Raw genomic sequence first — 17898 nt, forward strand, 5'->3', positions numbered from 1 at the left:
CAACGATCGAACGCAAGCGGTCTCAGCGCCCGCGCTGTCTTTCCAACGATTCCCCACGTACCGGCCGTGCGCCTCACGCATACGGCCGGCGGACTCGTGTTTTGCCTCGCAAGGAGCATCCGGATGTCCCCGACCACCTCGAATGCCGCCAACGGCATCGCGCCAGGCCGTCTCAGTGCCGAGCAACTGGGCTGCAATTTCGCCGACGTCGCGCCGCCGCTTTCCGCGAACGCGGCCGTGATCGCGGCCGACCGCTGTCATTACTGTTACGACGCGCCTTGCGTGAACGCATGCCCCACGGGCATCGACATTCCCGGTTTCATCCGCAAGATCGGCAACGGTAATCTCAAGGGCGCGGCGCGCGATATCCTCGGCGCGAACCCGCTGGGCGGCATGTGCGCGCGCGTGTGCCCGACCGAGATTCTCTGCGAAGGCGCCTGCGTGAGAAATCATCAGGATGGCGAGCCCGTTCAGATCGGCGCGCTGCAACGTCATGCCACCGACTTCCAGATGGCGCGCGAAGCCGCCGGTGCCCCCGCGCTATTCAAGCGTGCCAGCGAAACGGGCCGTCGTGTTGCCGTGGTCGGCGCGGGTCCCGCCGGTCTTGCCTGCGCGCACACGCTCGCGCTCGCCGGGCATCGCGTGAGCGTATTCGACGCGCGCAAACAGGCCGGTGGCCTGAACGAGTACGGCATCGCGGCGTACAAGACGGTCGACGGCTATGCGCAGCGCGAAGTGCGGTGGCTTCTTTCCGTTGGCGGGATAGAGCTGCGCCAGTGCCAGCGACTGGGGCACGACGTGACGCTAACGGAACTACGCGCGGCGTATGACGCGGTGTTCATCGGCGTGGGCCTTGGCGGCACGCATAAGCTCTGCATCGAAGGCGAACTGCTCGACGGCGTGCTCGATGCGGTGGATTTCATCGCCCGCGTGCGCGAGGCCGACGATCTTTCCAGCGTGCCCGTGGGTCGCCACGTGGTGGTGCTGGGAGGCGGCAATACGGCAATCGACGCGGCCGTGCAAAGCCGCAAGCTGGGCGCGCAGCAGGTGACGCTCGCTTACCGTCGCGGCGCGGCGCAGATGAGTGCCACCGGGGCCGAACAGGAATTTGCGCGCAGCCAGGGCGTGGTGTTGGCCGAGTGGATGAAACCGCTGCGTATCGTTGGCGACACGCAATTGCGGGCCGTGGAGTTCGAGCGTACCCAGCTCGATATGAGCGGCGCGCTGCGCGGCACGGGCGAGCTCGTGCGCGTGGAGGCCGATATGGTGCTGAAGGCAATTGGCCAAACGCTCTTACCCGAAGGCCTCGACGGGTTGCAGCTCACCGAAGGCGGACGCGTCGCGGTGGATGCGGACGGCGCCACCTCCGTTGCGGGCGTTTTCGCAGGCGGCGACTGTGCCGGCCACGGCGCCACCGATCTGACCGTCCAGGCCGTGCAGGACGGCAAGCTCGCCGCGCACGCGATCGACCGCTTTCTGGCGAATCAGTCTGCCAGGGCCGCCTGAGCCGCCCGATCGCCACACCGAATCCAGATAAAACCAAGGAGTCGCATCATGGCCGACTTGCGCTGCACGATTGCCGGCATTCAATCACCCAACCCGTTCTGGCTCGCCTCGGCACCGCCCACCGACAAGGCCTATAACGTCAACCGCGCCTTCGAGGCGGGGTGGGGCGGCGTGGTCTGGAAAACGCTCGGGCTCGACCCGCACGTGGTGAACGTGAGTTCGCGCTATGGCGCCACCACCTGGCGTGGACAGCGCATCGCAGGGCTGAACAACATCGAGCTCATCACCGACCGGCCGCTCGACGTGAACCTCCAGGAAATCGCGCAGGTGAAGCGGGACTGGCCCGACCGGGCGCTCATCGTCTCCCTGATGGTCCCCTGCAACGAGCACGACTGGAAGTGGATCCTGCCGCAGGTGGAAGATACCGGCGCGGACGCCGTGGAGCTCAACTTCGGCTGTCCGCACGGCATGAGCGAGCGCGGCATGGGCGCAGCGGTGGGGCAGGTGCCTGAATACATCGAAATGGTCACGCGCTGGGTGAAAGAAGGCACGCGGCTGCCTTGCCTCGTGAAGCTGACACCGAACGTCACCGACATTCGACACGGCGCACGCGCGGCGATGAACGGTGGTGCGGACGGCGTCTCGCTCATCAACACCATCAATTCGATCGTCGGTGTCGATCTCGACCTGATGGCGCCGCTGCCCACCGTGGATGGCAAGGGCACGCATGGCGGCTATTGCGGTCCTGCCGCGAAGCCCATTGCGCTGCACATGGTCGCGGAGATCGCGCGCGACCCGCAAACGCACGGCTTGCCCATCTCCGGCATCGGGGGCATTTCAGACTGGCGCGACGCCGCGGAATTCATCGTGCTGGGAGCGGGCAGCGTGCAGGTATGCACCGCGGCGATGCACTACGGTTTCCGGATCGTCAGCGACATGATCGACGGCCTTTCCAACTGGATGGACGACAAAGGCTACGCGAGCCTCGACGCGATTCGCGGCCGCGCCGTGCCGAACGTCACCGACTGGCAATACCTGAACCTCAACTATGACATCAAGGCACGTATCGATCAGGACCGCTGCATCCAGTGCGGGCTCTGCCATATCGCCTGCGAAGACACCTCGCATCAGGCCATCACCGCCACGCGCGACGGCAAGCGCCACTTCGAGGTGGTCGATGCGAACTGCGTCGGGTGCAATCTGTGCATGCATGTCTGCCCGGTCGACCAATGCATCACGATGGGGCGTGTCGATTCGGGCGAGCGCTACGAGAACTGGACCTCGCACCCGAACAACCCGGCGCGTGTCGCCGATCCGAAAGCCGCCTGACACTTTCAAGCCGAATTGAGCCAGACCCACGACAAGCGACGGAGAACCCAAAACATGAGCCAGCCCTTTGCAGTCGACGCCAACGCGCGCCGAGCCGAAAGCGAGCTATACAACGATGACCTCGCGCCCACCGGCGCCGCACAGCGTACATGGCACTGGTATCACTTCGCGGCACTCTGGGTGGGCATGGTGATGAACATCGCCTCCTACATGCTCGCCGCCGGTCTCACCGAGCAGGGCATGTCGCCGTGGCAATCCGTCATCACGGTGCTGCTCGGCAATCTGATCGTGCTCGTGCCGATGCTGCTGATCGGTCATGCGGGTACCAGGTACGGGATTCCTTATGCGGTGCTGGTGCGAGCGTCCTTCGGCACTCAGGGCGCGAAGCTGCCCGCCATGCTGCGTGCCGTCGTGGCGTGCGGCTGGTACGGCATTCAATCATGGCTTGGCGGCAGCGCCATCTATACGCTCGTCAACATCCTCACGCACAACGCGCTGGTGGGCGATGCGCTGCCGTTTCTCGGCATTTCGATCGGGCAGGCCAGCTGCTTTCTCATCTTCTGGGTGTTGCAGCTGTACTTCATCCTGCACGGCACCGATTCGATCCGCTGGCTCGAAAGCTGGTCCGCGCCCATCAAGGTCGTGATGTGCGCGGTGCTTGTGTGGTGGGCCTGTTCGAGGGCCGGCGGCGTAGGCTCGATGCTTTCGCAATCGTCACAGTTCGTTGCTGGCGGCAAAAAGGCGGGCCTGTTCTGGGCGACGTTCTGGCCGAGCCTCACGGCCATGGTGGGTTTCTGGGCCACGCTCGCGCTCAACATTCCCGACTTCACGCGCTTCGCAAAAACGCAAAAGGACCAGCTCGTGGGTCAGGCGATTGGCCTGCCCATTCCGATGGCGTTGCTCTCGGTGGTCTCCGTGGTGGTGACTTCGGCAACGGTCGTGATCTACGGAAAAGCGATCTGGGACCCGATCGACCTCACGAGTCGCATGGAGGGCGTCGGCGTGGGCATCGCGCTCGTCATCCTCACGCTCGACACGATGTGCTGCAATCTGGCCGCGAATCTGGTCGGGCCGGCCTACGATTTTTCGAGCCTGTGGCCCAAGGGCATATCGTACAAGGCGGGTGGCCTGATCACCGCGGCCATCGCCATCGGGATGATGCCGTGGAAGATTCTTGCCACCACGCAGGGCTACATCTTCACCTGGCTCGTCGGCTATTCGGCACTGCTTGGGCCGGTGGCCGGCATCCTGATAGTCGACTACTTCCTGATTCGCCGCACACGCCTCGACACGGCCCAACTCTTCGAAGAAGACGGCGAATACGCGTACTCGAACGGCTGGAATCCGGCGGCGGTCATCGCGCTGCTCGCGGGCGTGCTGCCGAATCTGCCTGGCTTTCTCAACATCGCTTTCCCGAACGCGTTTCCCGGCGTGCCCGATGCGTTCAAAAGCATATACACCTATGCGTGGTTCGTTGGGCTCGCTATCGCGGCGGTCGTCTACGGCGCACTGATGAAACTCGGCAAGAGCCGGCGTGCGACCGTTGCGAGCGCGTGAGCGTTTCGAGCGTGAATGTTCAACTGAAGGAGACCTGGCATCATGGCGATCCTGATTCGAGGCGGCACCGTCGTTAATGCAGACCAGAGCTGGCGTGCGGACGTGCTCTGCGAAAACGGCGTAATTCAGAGCGTTGGGGAGAACCTCGACGCGCCTGCGGGCGCAACCGTGGTCGACGCCGGTGGCCAATACGTGATGCCTGGCGGCATCGATCCGCACACGCATATGGAACTGCCCTTCATGGGCACGACCGCCAGCGACGACTTCTACACGGGCACCGCGGCGGGGCTTGCGGGCGGCACGACATCGATCATCGACTTCGTGATTCCCAACCCGAAGCAGGCGCTGATGGACGCCTTTCGCGAGTGGCGCGGCTGGGCCGAAAAAGCTGCCTCCGACTACGGCTTTCACGTGGCGGTGACGTGGTGGGATGAAAGCGTGCATCGGGACATGGGGCTGCTCGTGAACGAGCATGGCGTATCGAGCTTCAAGCACTTCATGGCCTACAAGAATGCCATCATGGCAGACGACGAGATCCTCGTGAACAGCTTTGCGCGCTCACTCGAACTGGGCGCGCTGCCCACCGTGCATGCGGAAAACGGCGAACTCGTGTTCCAGTTGCAACGCCAGTTGCTGGCACGCGGTTTCACGGGTCCCGAGGCGCACCCGCTTTCACGGCCGCCCGAAGTCGAAGGCGAGGCAGCGAATCGCGCGATCCGCATCGCGCAGGTGCTCGATGTGCCGGTGTACATCGTGCATGTCTCGGCGAAAGACGCACTCGAGGCGATCGCGCGCGCGCGCAGCGAAGGGCAGCGCGTATTCGGCGAAGTGCTGGCGGGGCATCTCGTGATCGATGAGTCGGTTTATCGCGACCCGGACTGGACGCGCGCCGCCGCCCACGTGATGAGTCCGCCGTTCCGTAGCCAGGCGCATCGCGACGCGCTCTGGCGCGGGCTTCAGGGCGGCTTGCTGCACACCACCGCGACCGACCACTGCGTGTTCTGCGCTTCGCAGAAAGCCATGGGCCGCCATGATTTCACGAAAATTCCGAATGGCTGCGGCGGCGTGGAAGATCGCATGGCGGTGTTGTGGGATCAAGGTGTGAACACCGGCCGGCTCACGCCGAACGAGTTCGTGCGCGTCACCTCCACCAATGCGGCGCAAATCTTCAACCTCTACCCGCGCAAGGGCACGGTGGCCGTCGGAGCCGACGCCGATCTCGTCGTCTGGGATCCCGAGGCCACACGCACGATCTCGGTCAAGACGCATCATCAGAACGTGGACTTCAACGTGTTCGAAGGGATGACGGTTCGTGGCGTGCCAACACACACCGTCTCACAAGGCGAACTCGTGTGGGCGGATGGTGACCTGCGCGCGCGGCGCGGCGCCGGGCGTTACCTGAGGCGGCCCGCGAATCCCGGCTATCTGCAGGCGTCGCGCCTCGCGAGGAGCCTGAAGCAGACGCAGCCGGTGCATCGCGAAGGTGACGCGCCACGATAGACACGGCAATGCCTGGAGGCACTGCGGGAGACCCCGGCGCTCGACGCAGCAGGATCGACGGCAGACGCCGGGAGTTCGAGTGCAAACCGCTCGGCGCTCTTTGTCCGTGCGGGAGTTCGCCATTGAGGCCATTGCGCGATGAGATGCAAGAAAAGCGCGAGGCGCGCGTGCGGTCATGTTTGAATGTGTCTCCCGCATTCCGCGATCCATGCGCTATCCGGTCGCTGTTTCAGTCAGCGATTCACAGACCTGCCAGAGACGCATTGCATCGGTTCCGTTTCTTGCCTGACTTGCGGCGCTCACGCCCACGGCCAATCCATTTCGATTGTTCCTTTAATCGAGTAAATCGATGACGTTGCGGGAATACTCAGGAGTCAGCGAGCCGCTGCAGCAGCCCCACCGCGGCGGCGAGCCTGGCCTGTTCTCTCGGCGATAGCTGCGCCTGCAGGGCGCGGATGAGCCAGTCCTCTTTGGCCGCCCGACTTGCCTGCAGCGTTCGTCTGAACGTGGGTGTGAGATCGATAAGGGTTTGGCGTCCATCGGTCGGGTCCGCTTCGCCTTTGACGGCGCCCAACGTTTCCAGGCCGGCAACGGTAATGCGCATGGACTGTGGTTTCACGCGCTGCGCTCGCGCCAACGCGGAAACGGTGGCCGGGCCGTCGCGCTCGAGATGAAACAGCACCGACTTCTGTGCCGACGTAAAGTCGCTCGATTGCGAATGTTCTCGCGCGCGGCGAACCAGTTTGCTCACGGCAACGCGCAGTTCGCCGGCAAGGGCGGCTAAATCGGTAGAGTGGGGAGACAGTGATTGTCGTGTCATCGCTAGAACATAGTTTAACTGTACAAGTTAGCTGTAGATATTTGCGTCGTCGAGTCAGCACGAACACGGCAGCGACAAGCACCGGTAAGATACCCTCTCATCCACGCACAATCCCCGCGTCTACCGCGTTTCAACCGGCCCAGGCATGCAAGCCCATCCCCTCCGACTCTCGCCCGGCGACGACCTTCGCGTTGCCATCGAAGACGCGCTTCGTCAACGCGAGCTGCAAGCGGCCTTCGTCGTCCAGGGCATCGGCAGTCTCCACGTTGCGGCATTGAGGTTCGCTGGCGCGCAAGCGCCGACGGAAGTTCGCGGCGACCTCGAAATATTGACCCTCGCAGGCTCCGTCTCGCCCGATGGCGCTCATCTGCATATGTCGATCGCGGATGCACGCGGGCAGGTGTTCGGCGGTCATGTGGCGCACGGCTGCACGGTGCGCACGACCGTCGAGTTGTTCCTGGTGTCGGTTCCGGGTTATTCGTTCGCGCGGGAGCCTGATCCGCAGACGGGCTTTATGGAACTCGTGATTCGCGGCGGCGGCGGTGCGCCGCGGCCCGATTCCGCCTGACCGTGCGAAGGCGGCATCCCTTCGTGCGCCAGTAGCTGTCAACGCCCCGCCAACACGCGCATGAAATGCCGATCGACAGCGCTACCACCGCGATATCGAGCCACAACGGCGCATGCACGGGCACCATCAACGCGAAGATGCTGCCGTAGAACGCGATGGATTTCGGGTTCGTCATGCTGACGAAATATCCTCTTTTCGTCGCGGCCCAGCCGGACGCGGCGCTGCCGACGCCCGCGGACAACGGCCGCCGCGCGGTCACGATCATCTTGATGCCGAGCCAGATCAGATAGAGCGCGCCGGCGATCCTAAGCACGGCGCCGAGCCACGTGACGTGCGTGACGATCAGGCTCAGTCCCGCGATCGCGAGCAAGGCCCACGTGCCGGACGCGGCGGCGAGCCCGAGGCCGGTCATCATGCCGGCGCTGCGTGACGCAATGGCCGTCGAAGTGACGATCAGAAAGTTGGGCCCCGGGCTCGCGACGCTGAGCAACAGGACGCCCGCAAGCGCAAGCAGGATGTTGACGGATTGCAAGATGAATCTCCCGTGGTGGGTTGGGTGTGGGTTGAAGCGATCGCCCGGACGCTTTCATCATACCGGCGCGGTTTGATGCGTCGTCGGCGCGGGCGTCGCCTTGTAACTTTCGACCTTTCGCCGTGCTTCCGGCCCGCTGACCGTGTCTCTGATATTGGGAGGTCGGGTTTACTGTAATTGAAACAGCGCCCGCTTCTAAAGCATGATCCGTCGTACGTTGTATGACGAATATTACTATTGCCCGACAAGCTGGTTCGCGTGCTCGCGGAGTCGGTTGGCTGTGAGCCTGTCGCGTGGCCGCTTCGTAGCCGGAAGATAAGCTTCGGGACGCCGTCCCATGCTGGACAAAGCTTTGCGGTTGCTCTGCGCTCTTGAGATCGAGCCGGGAGCCGGGTCGTTGCGTGGACATAAGGTGCGGGGCATTTTGTTTTTGGCCGCCCCGCGTCGAGTGGAAAGCTCCGGATATTTATGTCGTGCCTTGTACGATGTCTTATAACAAGTTGATGCTCCGCAGGCCCTGACGCTTTCCCGCTACATCCGCGCAAAAAAGGCGCGGCCTGTCAGGAACAGGCACTGGATCGACCCCAAGGAGATAACTTATGAAGATGCGCTCAGTCCGAGAGCTTGCGGTACTCGGCCTGTTTGTTTTGACCGTCGCCGGTTGCGGTGAAGGCAGCAACATCACAGGCACGAGTTCGGCGACGCCGCCGACCAACCCGACTTCGCCGACAACCCCGGTCTGGATGCCTGGCCGCTATGCCGGCGACACCAACCTGCCGGATTCGCCGTCGTTGCCGGCGGACACCCAGATTTGCTCGACGCTTCAGGCGAGCAACAATCTGGTGAAGAACGCGGACGGCTCGCTGCCGCTCAGCGCGGACCCGACGCCGGCCACCTACGGCGGCGCCACCATCGCGTTGAACAATCCCGACCAGGCGCGTATCCAGGCCGCGCTCGACGCGTGCGGCGCCGCCGTGGACGCGGAAGTGGGCGCGAAAATCACGCAGGCTGATCAGCAGGCCGCCGCTACGCAACAGGCGGCCAATAATCCGAACGTCAACATCGCGGGTGCATCGAGCGAAACGCTGTCGAACCCGACCTATAAGGCCACCAGGTTCGCGGTGCGTCTCGTCAAGAACAGCAGCGGCGCCGGCAATGCGTTCCTCAGCGGTCCGCTGGTTCTGCCTTCGGGCGTCACGCTGTGGGTCGACGACGGCGTCACGCTGTTCGCGAGCCGCGACGTGGTCGTGTACGACAAGACCGCACAGGATCGGCCGAACTCGATCACCTGCGGCGCCGCGATCAACAACCCGGCCGGGCTTCCCGCGCCGGCTGGCACCGCCAACGCGGGCACGCCGACCATCGCGGGCACGAGCGGCATGCAGAACTGCTATCCGCTGATTCGCGGCACGCATACGGTCAACGCGTCGATCATGGGCACCGGTTCGATCGATGCACGTGGCTATATGCCGCTGATCAGCTCGTCGCCGCAATATCCGATGATCCGTTGGGCAACCGGCGTGACCGAGGCGTTCACGTATTCGGGCAACAACATCACCGGCGTGACGACGCCGAAGTTCAGCTGCACCAACACGATCGCCGCTTACCGCGCGGGCACGCTCGCGCCGGAAGGCACCGCTTGCGACGTGGTCACCGCGATGGGCAAGACGACGCTGACCACACCTGCCGTCACCTATGTGGTGAACCGCCAGGCAACCAGCATCCCGAACGGCTACACGGTCAACGGCGGCGGCTGTACCGCCGGCACGGCCGGTTGCGCACGCTGGGTGCCGGCAAGCTGGTGGGATATCTCGTACCACGGCAACAAGGACATCGGCGGCGGCCCGTACAGCTTCCAGGGCAACCCCGGCATGCTGTGGATGCAGCAGTCGAAGAACCTGTCGCTGTATCAGATCACGTTACGCAACAGCACCTTCTTTACCGTCGAAGCCGACGGCGTGGACGGCTTCACCGTGTGGGGCATCAAGATCATCACGCCGTTGCTGCCCGATGCGGCGAACCAGGCGAGCGTCGGCATGAACAACGATGCCTTCGACGGCGTCAGCGGCTCATACACGCACCTCTATACGGGCGCGACGATCGACGCCAGCTCGACCGGCGTGAAGAACACCGACGGTGTCGACCCGAGCGTTGCCGCAGGTCCGGACCACGCGGCTCTCGGCACGGGCAGCAAGACGACGTCCGCAGGCCAGGTGTACTTCGACGGCTACGTGAAGAACGTTGCGATCGTGTACAACTTCCTGAGTCCGTCGGACGACAACGTCGCATTCAAGGGCGGACTGCAGGACCCGCGTCCGGCGTCGGCACGGGGCGCGACGACGCCGGCCAACATGCTGTGGGCCATCGACGGCAACCGCGACGTTTCGTCGAACCGCACGTACGGCATCACGGTGGCGCACAACCACAACTACAACGGTCATGGTCTATCGATCGGCAGCCCGACGAATGCAGGTGTCCGCAACATTCACTTCTACGACAACTACTTCGACAATATCTACGACGGCAGCAACTCGTCTACCGATAATGGCATCGTGGGTCTGCGCATCAAGAGCGGTCAGGCACGCGGCGGCGACGTCAGCAACATCTACTACGACGGCGCATGTATGCGTGGTGTGAAGGATTTCCTCGTGTTCGACATGTACTACACGGGCCCGAGTGCCGATCCGATCACGTACACGGGGTTGGGCTGGCTGGTGCCGAGCTTCCACGACATCAACCTGAGCAACATCCGCATGATGAACATCCCGGCCAACAAGGCTGCGGGCAAGACCGGCGGCGGCGGTCTGACGTTCCGTGGTCTGCATGCCGACACGGCTTACGCCAATACGCAGAGCGTGATCCAGTTGAACCTGGATAACGTTGTCGCGGACAAGGACGTCGCGTTGTCGATTGCGAATCTGAGCAAGCCTGTCGTGAACATCGGTTCGACCGATGGCTCGTCGCAATCGAAGGCGGCCAACGCCACGCTGAACCTCGGCGCGAACGTGAGTCTGATTGGCTCGTCGATGGCTCACGGCTCGGGCGGCATTCTGACGAACACGTCGAGCGGCGCGGGCAAGTACACGACCCCGACGAACACGTTGAACCTGACCGTCAATGGCAGCGACGACGCTGGCGCCGCGGGCGACACGGACCCGGCGGGCACCATCGTTTCGCAGAATGCGAAACTGTCGCTGTGCGATCAGGCTTCGTCCTGGCCGGTTTTCCCGAATGTGAAGTAAGCGTGGTTGCTTGAAAGACCAGGACCCGCGGTGTCAGGCTGCGGGTCTTCTTGAAGCCTCACGGGTGACCGTGGGGCTTTTTTTCGGTTGATCGCGGGAGACCGTGAAGCTTCGGGAGCGACTGCGTATCCTGAGACTGACTCAATGCAGCTCAGCAGGCAGAGTGGCTCGATCGCAAGACAGTGCAGGCGCAGCCATGATTGACTTCGGTCTTGCTCGGGTTATCGCGAGCGCCACCTTGACAGACGTGCCGTCAGGTGCGGATAGTCGACGACCATCGCATACAACCAGCGCAGGCAGGAGGTGTGACACATGGCCTACAACGAGCGAAAATCCCCGCGCACACTTCGGCCCTGCGCGCATATGGAACCGTTGAGGTCATCACATATGGCAACACTTGCCCGTAGACTGTTCAAGGTCGCGTTGTTTCTGGCACTGTTTGTTCTATCAGTTCTTTATGTCCGCCCGCATCGCTACGAGTGGACAGAACGCGAGTCGAATGCATATTGGGCGGCTTCCGATTGGCTCGGTGTGCGTGACCCTGATGACGTGTATTACGTGGTATGGGTGACAATCGAACTGATCGTGGCGACGCTGGCGTATGTGGCGATCATGAAGCTATGGCGGTGGTATCGCACGAAACACTGAGCCCAAGCTCTCGCACGCGCCGGCACGCGCGGTCCCCGCGTCACGACCCCTCAGAAACGACCGCGCCGCGATCGTTCCAACACCGATCGCGGCGCAGCTCACCCCTCATTGCATCGACTACAGCCAAAGCTCAGTCTTCGCGATCGAACTCCGGCAGCGGACGCGTTCCTTCAATCGCGACCGAATGCAGCAGCTCAGGCTTCAGATCGAGCAGACGCAAGATCGTCGGTGCGACCTGCGTGGTCAGCACCCGCTCGTCGTTGACCTGCCCGGCGTGATGCGCATGAGGTACGTACATCACGAGGCCGAGATGGCTGTCGTCGGGCGCGTTGCCACCATGCTCCTCGTCCTTCGACGTGCTCGACGTATAGATAACGCCCGGGTTAGGCTGAACGATGATGTCGGGTGTACGGCCGCGCGACGGATCGCCGAACCGGTTCGCCAGTTGCGGGCCGGACAGAATGTACGCCTGCGGACCGTCCGCGCAGATGCCCGGCGCGTTGCAGCTCAGATTGTCTTTCAGCGTCTTCACGACCGCGGCCGCCTGGCTTTGATCGCGCAGCCAGATCAGACCGACGTCGTCGGTCTGCACGAAGCCGGTGCCGACGAGCCCGGTGCCGTCGTTCAGGTTGCCGCTCTTCGTAGCGGCCTGTCCAAAATTGCCGCCCGAATCCAGATAGTTGTTGGCTTCGAGCAGCTTGGTCAGCGTATCGCCGTTCTTCACCAGCTTTGAATGATCGGTCGGCGACTGACCATGCTTCGCGGTCACGATGATCGCCGTCGACGAATAGAGATTGCGTTGCTTCAGTTCGGACACGATGCGTCCCAACGCGTCGTCGATATAGGCGATCGCGCCGGCCACTTGCGGACCCGGCGTGAAGCTCGCATCCAGATAACCGCCGCCCGTCGCGACCGTGGCCTTCTGCGCGACGCTCAGCGTCTGGAAGTTGGCGCCGAACACGGTCGGAACCGCGACGTTCTTTTGACCGGTCGAATCCTTGCCATCGATTTCATGGATCAGCGATTGCACATGGTAGTTGTCGAACTTCTCCGTGTGCGTGTACGTGTCGAGGTAGTAGGTATTGGTATCCGGATCGATCGAATTTATTTCGGTTCGCGAAAGATCGTCGACGCCCGTGCCGGACGGTCCGTTGAGCCAGTCGTAGCCCCACGCGTGTTTATCGGCCCACGCGGTGCGCGCGCCGTTCACGTTGCCCTTGATCACTTCGAAGACCGTGTTGGTCTTCAGGTAGTTGTGCGGATAGACGGGCGTACAGACGCCATTGACCAGCGCATGCGGAATCGCCTGCGGATTGAACGCGCCGCCGCCGTCGAGATGGATCAGCGCGCCGCCGTTCTCGCCATCGATGCCGGTCGTTTCATCGAACACGACGTTCCAGCCGGTCGGGCCCGTGCAATTGGTATCGGACGGCGCATAGAGCGTGCGGTCGTAGGAGACGTCGTAGAACAGGCCCGCGGACTTCGGCGAGCCGCCGGTCACGAGCGCGGCGAGGCCCGGAAACGAATCCGACAGTCCCGGTGTATGCGCGTTCGTATACGTGGTGCCTGACTTCGCGAGCAGCGCAAGGTTAGGGCAAGTATTCGCGCCGATGCAACGCGCGACGTCCTGCTCATGCAGACCGTCGAAGCTGATCAGCAGCACGTGCTTGACCGACGCGCGATCGCGATCGTGACTACGGCCGTGACCATGATCGTCGCCGGCGGTCGCGACTGTCGAATACAGCCCGGCGAGCAGTGCGATGGCGGCGCACATTGCGCTTTGCTTACGCTTCCATTTCGTGATCGGTTTCATGTCTCGTCCTTTTGTTTGACAACGAATTTGGGTAAAGCGGGACGAATTTGAACCGTAAAAAAGTCATTTGCGTGACCCGGATTTTTTATTTGGCGATACTGAAGTCTTAAGGTCTTGTTAAGGTCGGCGTGATCCGTTCAACGCGCAGGCGTTGCGAATCCGCTTCGATTCCGCGCGTGATCCGTGCGAGTCGTCAAGCATGAAAAAACGGCACGGGTTATCGCAGCCCGTGCCGTTTTCCCGGTCGGTGGTCAATTACCGCCAGGCGTCATCGCAGTGACGCGGATTCCGTCGATGTAACCTTTTCAGCCATGTTGATTCACCTCCGTAGCGCGGCTTGAATACCGACTGCAAAGAGAACGAGCGGCCCGCTCAGAGTCGCAGCTGGCGTGGCGGAACAGGGACCGCCGCGCCGTGCGGCTTGCCGGGCAAAAGACGGGGCGAGTCGGCCTAGTGGGCGGCCGGCTCCTGCGTGATGGAATCCACGCGGTCGGGATAGAACGCGAGGTGTTCGCGGATCGGCGCGCCGGCGTCGTAAGGGTGCTCGTAGGTCCACACCGCGTTGGTGCCGCGCTCGCCGGCCGATGGAATCGAGAAATAGGCGCATTCGCCTTTGTAAGGACAATACGTTGCATGCGCCGTGCGTTCGAGCCGGGTCATGTCCACGTCCCTGCGCGGGATATACAGCACGGCCGGATAGCGGGCTTCGCGCAGCGTCAACGCGTCATGAGTATCGGCGATTACCTGGCCGCCTGCCATCACGATCACGCGCGCGCGGTGCTGCTCGATCGTGATGGGATGGTCCGGGCCGGGGATCTTGACGGGTTTGTCGTTCGGGACCGAATGGGTGGACATAACGATGCTCCATGGGAAAGTGGGGCTGCGAAATTCCGTTTGTCGACGGTGGTGTCCCTTGCCCGAGCGCAAGGCAAGCGACTGAAGATATGCCCGTATTGCCGTACTACTTTACTTCGGGTATTTCTATACATACTAGCGCAGACCTTCCAGGTGCTGTGAGCGGCGCAACGCCCGCCGGAGTTGCATCGACTGCGTGCACGTGTTTTAGTGCAGCGGAATCGCGACTTCGCGGAAGACGAACACAATTAGCCGACTGACAGGAGTGCGTGATGCTCGTTGGATACGCCGTGTTTGAGCCTGCAAGTCAGCCTGCAATCTCGTCGTCGACAAATGGCGAGGTTGTTTGACTATGCCGGCACTTCGGAAGCGTTGGTCACTTCGCGCATTAGGCGCGGGTGCCGCTGTGCCTTTGAGCCTGCTGTCCTGCCCGTCGCACGCGCAGGTCGTGCCGGGGCAATTGTCGAGCAATACCGTGATTGGCGGCAATGTAAAGCAGCACGCGGACGCGGTGCTCGCGATCATGAGCTACACGACGGTCCCGGACGTCACGACCAGTAACCTGTCGGTCAATAACGGTCTGACCGGTAATCCCGGCTTCGCGCAGACGCAATTTGGCGGGGGCTTCACGCTCAGCAGGTCGTTTCCGTTGTACATGGAGGGCACGCTGGCCTACAGCCGCTACGATCCGGTCTTCATCGCCACGGATGGCGCCCAGCAGCGCGCGGTGCCGACCCGGTGGAACACCTTCAGCGGCACGGTCGGCCTGGGATGGGATTTCCACATCACCGACGAACTGGTATTCCGTCCGATCCTGAACGGTACGATTGGACGTGTATCGAGTGACCTGAAGGTGGGGCAGACGATCTTCAATCGGGTCACCGACAGCAACCTGCAGTTCCTCGAGAGCGGCTCGCTCAACGCCTACGGTTACGGCGGCTCGCTGATGCTCGACTACGAGCATTACCGCGAAAACTACGAAATCGACGCCGAGTTGCGGGCAACCGATATTTACCTGCGCAGTTTCGGCAGTACTTCCGATGCCGTTCAGGGCTCGGCCACGGCCCAGCAAGTGAGCCTATGGACACGCTGGCGCGCGCCCACCGGCTGGCACGCGCTGGACCGGCCGGTCCGCTATGTGCTCGAAGCCGCTTACTCGCACTATTTCGGCGACAGTGCGGGCGTGCTGGGTTTCAACGACCTCACGTCGCTTGGCGTCGGCCTCGAACTCGATAGCAGCAGGTATCCCGTCATCGTCACCCGCACGCGCGCGATGGTGCGCTATGTGTTCGGTCGCAATGTGCACGGCGTGTCGTTCGGATTCGCGATGAGTTTCTAGCCCGGACTGCTTTGCGGACTACACGGATGGCGTGGATACCTGCCTTCGGTGCTACTGCGTCACCTTCTTCGCCGCGAGATCCTGCGCCATCTTGTAGTGCTCCTCGATGGTGGGCAGCGCTTTTTGCGCGGCCTTTTTCAGATCGGCGTTCTGGCCATCGGAGATTTCCTTCTTGAAAGCGCTCAGCGCATCCTCGTGTCCCTTCACGCCGACCTTCTGGATATACGCCTGATCGAATGCCTTGCCATGCAGGCCCTTCAGCGAGTCCAGCACCGTGGTGTCGGAATTGTCCTTCGGCACCGCGACGCCGTGTGGCGCAGCCATCTTCAGTTGCATCGTGAGCTTCGTGTGATCGAGCATCATGTGATGCGCGAACGATTTCACATCCTTGTCGCTGGAGTTCTTCGTCGCGAGCTTGGCCGCGTCGATTTCGGTCGACGACGACATGCTCGCCGCCTGCACGAAGTCCTTGTCGGCCTGGGGCAGCGGATTGGCGGTCGTGGTCGAGGCGGCCTCGGTTTGCGCGCCGGCAATATGGGGGATGGCGGCAAGCCCACAGCACATCGCGGCAATGGCGGTAACGCGCTTCATGTTTTTCTCCTCTACGAAGTGGAACGGGATGAATCGAAGCGGGACGGATGACACGCTTCGATCGACACCCCGCAAGCGCCATACCATCGCCCACCGCGCGTCTGGAATGGTGGTTGCTCGACGATGGAGGTCTGTACCGCACAAGAACGACGGAGGCTCGCATGCGCATCGCGCAAGTATCGACGCTCTACGAGCGCGTGCCGCCCGTCGCCTATGGCGGCACCGAGCGCGTCGTGTCGTGGCTGACCGAGGCGCTGGTCGAGCGCGGCCACGAGGTCACGCTATTCGCGAGCGGCGACTCGCTGACGCGCGCGCATCTCGTGTCCGTCTATCCGCGGCCGCTGCGCGAGGTCGAGAACACCGCCGACCCGCAGGCGTTTCATGTCGCGATGCTCGAACAGGTCGTGCAACGCTCGGGGGACTTCGACATCGTGCACTTCCATACCGACTACACGAGCTTCCCGTTCGGCCGGCGGCTAGGCTGCGCGCACGTGACGACGCTGCACTGGCGGCTCGACATCCCCGGTCTGGATGCGCTGTACCGCGAGTTTTGCGACGTACCGCTGGTATCGATCTCCGACGCGCAGCGTGCGCCGCTGCCGCGACTCGCGTGGCAGCGCACCGTCCATCACGGCCTGCCGCGCGGTCTTCACACCTTCAGGCGCACGCCGTCCGACTACCTGGCATTCGTCGGCCGCATCGCGCCGAGCAAGCGACCCGATCTCGCGATCGAGATCGCGCGCCGTGCGAACGCGCGGCTCGAGATCGCGGCCAAGATCGACTACGGCGATCGCGTCTACTACGAGCACGAGATCGCATCGCTGATGCGGCAACCGCATGTGTGCTATCGCGGCGAGGTCGGTGGTCGTGACAAGGATCGCTTTATCGGCGACGCGCGAGCGCTGCTGTTTCCGATCGACTGGCCCGAGCCGTTCGGACTCGTGCTGGTCGAGGCGCTGGCGGCGGGCACACCGGTGATCGCATTCGACCGCGGCTCGGTCCGCGAAATCATCGACGACGGTGTGACCGGCTTCATCGTCGATAGTGTCGACGAGGCCGTCGATGCGGTGAACCGTATCGGCGAACTGGACCGGGCGCGCTGTCGCGAAGCATTCGAGCGGCGCTTCACCGCGGCGCGCATGGCCGACGAGTACCTCGAGGTCTACCGGAAGCTGTTGGCATCGAAGCGATGAAGCGTTGAAGCGCAACGACGCCTGCGCGAGCGTGGATTTTTCAACGCGGGACGCCATTCTTGACCAACGCCATCGGCTCTGACAGCCACGGAGCATGTGGGCGAACCACGCGTCACGCGGGCGCCGCGTGCGCGTGCACAGCGGCCTGAGCGTATCGATCAGCAAGCACGAGTGGGGCAGACCGTCCTCGCGCATCTCACGGCGCATCCCGGCGCCCGACAGGCACGCCGGATGCGAAGGCACGAGCATCCGCCCGTGCCCGAACCGATGCCCGCTACGGACATGCAGCCGGAGCAGCAGCCGGTACGCGACACGCCGGACGTGCAAGCACCAGGCTCGGCGCCGCCGTGACGCGCCACCCCGGCCAGCACTTGACCCTTCCACGCAACCCACCCATCAGGGGAA

General features: G+C 63.1%; 14 protein-coding genes. 9 read left to right on the plus strand and 5 right to left on the minus strand.

Annotated features, from left to right (window positions below):
* The first annotated feature begins 123 nt into the window (after positions 1 to 123).
* Genes BC1002_RS31350 through hydA form a run of 4 tightly spaced genes read left to right on the plus strand, consistent with a single transcriptional unit; the run spans position 124 to position 5892 of the window.
* The gene (locus BC1002_RS31350; protein WP_013093995.1) at positions 124 to 1506 is read left to right on the plus strand and encodes an NAD(P)-dependent oxidoreductase; all 1383 of its coding nucleotides are present in this window, start codon (positions 124 to 126) and stop codon (positions 1504 to 1506) included.
* A 48-nt stretch (positions 1507 to 1554) separates the two neighbouring features.
* Positions 1555 to 2835 carry an NAD-dependent dihydropyrimidine dehydrogenase subunit PreA gene (gene preA, locus BC1002_RS31355; protein WP_013093996.1) on the plus strand — a complete coding sequence of 427 codons (1281 nt, stop codon included), beginning with the start codon at positions 1555 to 1557 and terminating at the stop codon, positions 2833 to 2835.
* A gap of 54 nt (positions 2836 to 2889) precedes the next feature.
* Positions 2890 to 4392 (plus strand): NCS1 family nucleobase:cation symporter-1, encoded by a 1503-nt coding sequence (locus BC1002_RS31360; RefSeq protein ID WP_013093997.1) that lies wholly within the window; start codon positions 2890 to 2892, stop codon positions 4390 to 4392.
* A 42-nt stretch (positions 4393 to 4434) separates the two neighbouring features.
* Positions 4435 to 5892, plus strand: coding sequence for a dihydropyrimidinase (gene hydA, locus BC1002_RS31365; RefSeq protein ID WP_013093998.1), 1458 nt, complete (start codon positions 4435 to 4437; stop codon positions 5890 to 5892).
* 367 nt (positions 5893 to 6259) lie between these two features.
* On the opposite strand, the gene BC1002_RS31370 is transcribed toward hydA, so the two are convergent.
* Complete coding sequence (locus BC1002_RS31370) at positions 6260 to 6712, minus strand: MarR family winged helix-turn-helix transcriptional regulator (RefSeq protein WP_013093999.1); 453 nt, start codon at positions 6710 to 6712, stop codon at positions 6260 to 6262.
* Positions 6713 to 6857: 145 nt separating this feature from the next.
* Here BC1002_RS31370 and BC1002_RS31375 point away from each other — a divergent pair, with 145 nt between their 5' ends.
* A complete protein-coding gene (locus BC1002_RS31375; RefSeq protein ID WP_013094000.1) occupies positions 6858 to 7280 on the plus strand; it encodes a PPC domain-containing DNA-binding protein in 423 nt (140 codons plus the stop codon).
* Here BC1002_RS31375 and BC1002_RS31380 read toward each other — a convergent pair.
* Positions 7225 to 7812, minus strand: a complete 588-nt coding sequence (locus tag BC1002_RS31380) for a LysE family translocator (RefSeq protein WP_013094001.1) — start codon at positions 7810 to 7812, stop codon at positions 7225 to 7227. The two genes, BC1002_RS31375 and BC1002_RS31380, sit on opposite strands and share 56 nt — an antisense overlap.
* A 599-nt stretch (positions 7813 to 8411) precedes the next feature.
* Between BC1002_RS31380 and BC1002_RS31385 the strand changes: the two genes are divergently transcribed.
* Together BC1002_RS31385 and BC1002_RS31390 are read left to right on the plus strand one after the other, a co-directional pair.
* Positions 8412 to 11054 carry a glycosyl hydrolase family 28 protein gene (locus BC1002_RS31385; protein WP_013094002.1) on the plus strand — a complete coding sequence of 881 codons (2643 nt, stop codon included), beginning with the start codon at positions 8412 to 8414 and terminating at the stop codon, positions 11052 to 11054.
* 387 nt (positions 11055 to 11441) lie between these two features.
* The gene (locus BC1002_RS31390) at positions 11442 to 11702 is read left to right on the plus strand and encodes a hypothetical protein (protein WP_041735711.1); all 261 of its coding nucleotides are present in this window, start codon (positions 11442 to 11444) and stop codon (positions 11700 to 11702) included.
* Positions 11703 to 11832: 130 nt separating this feature from the next.
* Here BC1002_RS31390 and BC1002_RS31395 read toward each other — a convergent pair whose 3' ends face one another.
* Both BC1002_RS31395 and BC1002_RS31400 read right to left on the minus strand, forming a co-directional pair.
* On the minus strand, positions 11833 to 13515 hold the full coding sequence (locus tag BC1002_RS31395) for an alkaline phosphatase family protein (RefSeq protein ID WP_013094004.1): 1683 nt from the start codon (positions 13513 to 13515) through the stop codon (positions 11833 to 11835).
* Between the two features lie 450 nt (positions 13516 to 13965).
* Positions 13966 to 14370 (minus strand): DUF427 domain-containing protein, encoded by a 405-nt coding sequence (locus tag BC1002_RS31400; protein WP_013094005.1) that lies wholly within the window; start codon positions 14368 to 14370, stop codon positions 13966 to 13968.
* Between the two features lie 352 nt (positions 14371 to 14722).
* On the opposite strand from BC1002_RS31400, the gene BC1002_RS31405 reads away from it, so the two are divergent.
* Positions 14723 to 15709 carry a hypothetical protein gene (locus BC1002_RS31405; protein ID WP_013094006.1) on the plus strand — a complete coding sequence of 329 codons (987 nt, stop codon included), beginning with the start codon at positions 14723 to 14725 and terminating at the stop codon, positions 15707 to 15709.
* Between the two features lie 51 nt (positions 15710 to 15760).
* On the opposite strand, the gene BC1002_RS31410 is transcribed toward BC1002_RS31405, so the two are convergent.
* Positions 15761 to 16300 carry a DUF4142 domain-containing protein gene (locus BC1002_RS31410; protein ID WP_013094007.1) on the minus strand — a complete coding sequence of 180 codons (540 nt, stop codon included), beginning with the start codon at positions 16298 to 16300 and terminating at the stop codon, positions 15761 to 15763.
* Positions 16301 to 16461: 161 nt separating this feature from the next.
* Between BC1002_RS31410 and BC1002_RS31415 the strand changes: the two genes are divergently transcribed.
* On the plus strand, positions 16462 to 17493 hold the full coding sequence (locus BC1002_RS31415; protein WP_013094008.1) for a glycosyltransferase family 4 protein: 1032 nt from the start codon (positions 16462 to 16464) through the stop codon (positions 17491 to 17493).
* Positions 17494 to 17898 lie beyond the last annotated feature (405 nt).

The sequence above is a fragment of the Paraburkholderia atlantica genome (genome assembly GCF_000092885.1).
Taxonomy (GTDB): Bacteria; Pseudomonadota; Gammaproteobacteria; order Burkholderiales; family Burkholderiaceae; genus Paraburkholderia; species Paraburkholderia atlantica.

What these genes read in the sequence shown, in the direction of transcription:
- BC1002_RS31350 (WP_013093995.1), top strand. Translation starts at nt 124, where the DNA reads ATGTCCCCGACCACCTCGAATGCCGCCAACGGCATCGCGCCAGGCCGT.
- preA (WP_013093996.1), top strand. Translation starts at nt 1,555, where the DNA reads ATGGCCGACTTGCGCTGCACGATTGCCGGCATTCAATCACCCAACCCG.
- BC1002_RS31360 (WP_013093997.1), top strand. Translation starts at nt 2,890, where the DNA reads ATGAGCCAGCCCTTTGCAGTCGACGCCAACGCGCGCCGAGCCGAAAGC.
- hydA (WP_013093998.1), top strand. Translation starts at nt 4,435, where the DNA reads ATGGCGATCCTGATTCGAGGCGGCACCGTCGTTAATGCAGACCAGAGC.
- BC1002_RS31370 (WP_013093999.1), bottom strand. Translation starts at nt 6,712, where the DNA reads ATGACACGACAATCACTGTCTCCCCACTCTACCGATTTAGCCGCCCTT.
- BC1002_RS31375 (WP_013094000.1), top strand. Translation starts at nt 6,858, where the DNA reads ATGCAAGCCCATCCCCTCCGACTCTCGCCCGGCGACGACCTTCGCGTT.
- BC1002_RS31385 (WP_013094002.1), top strand. Translation starts at nt 8,412, where the DNA reads ATGAAGATGCGCTCAGTCCGAGAGCTTGCGGTACTCGGCCTGTTTGTT.
- BC1002_RS31390 (WP_041735711.1), top strand. Translation starts at nt 11,442, where the DNA reads ATGGCAACACTTGCCCGTAGACTGTTCAAGGTCGCGTTGTTTCTGGCA.
- BC1002_RS31395 (WP_013094004.1), bottom strand. Translation starts at nt 13,515, where the DNA reads ATGAAACCGATCACGAAATGGAAGCGTAAGCAAAGCGCAATGTGCGCC.
- BC1002_RS31400 (WP_013094005.1), bottom strand. Translation starts at nt 14,370, where the DNA reads ATGTCCACCCATTCGGTCCCGAACGACAAACCCGTCAAGATCCCCGGC.
- BC1002_RS31405 (WP_013094006.1), top strand. Translation starts at nt 14,723, where the DNA reads ATGCCGGCACTTCGGAAGCGTTGGTCACTTCGCGCATTAGGCGCGGGT.
- BC1002_RS31410 (WP_013094007.1), bottom strand. Translation starts at nt 16,300, where the DNA reads ATGAAGCGCGTTACCGCCATTGCCGCGATGTGCTGTGGGCTTGCCGCC.
- BC1002_RS31415 (WP_013094008.1), top strand. Translation starts at nt 16,462, where the DNA reads ATGCGCATCGCGCAAGTATCGACGCTCTACGAGCGCGTGCCGCCCGTC.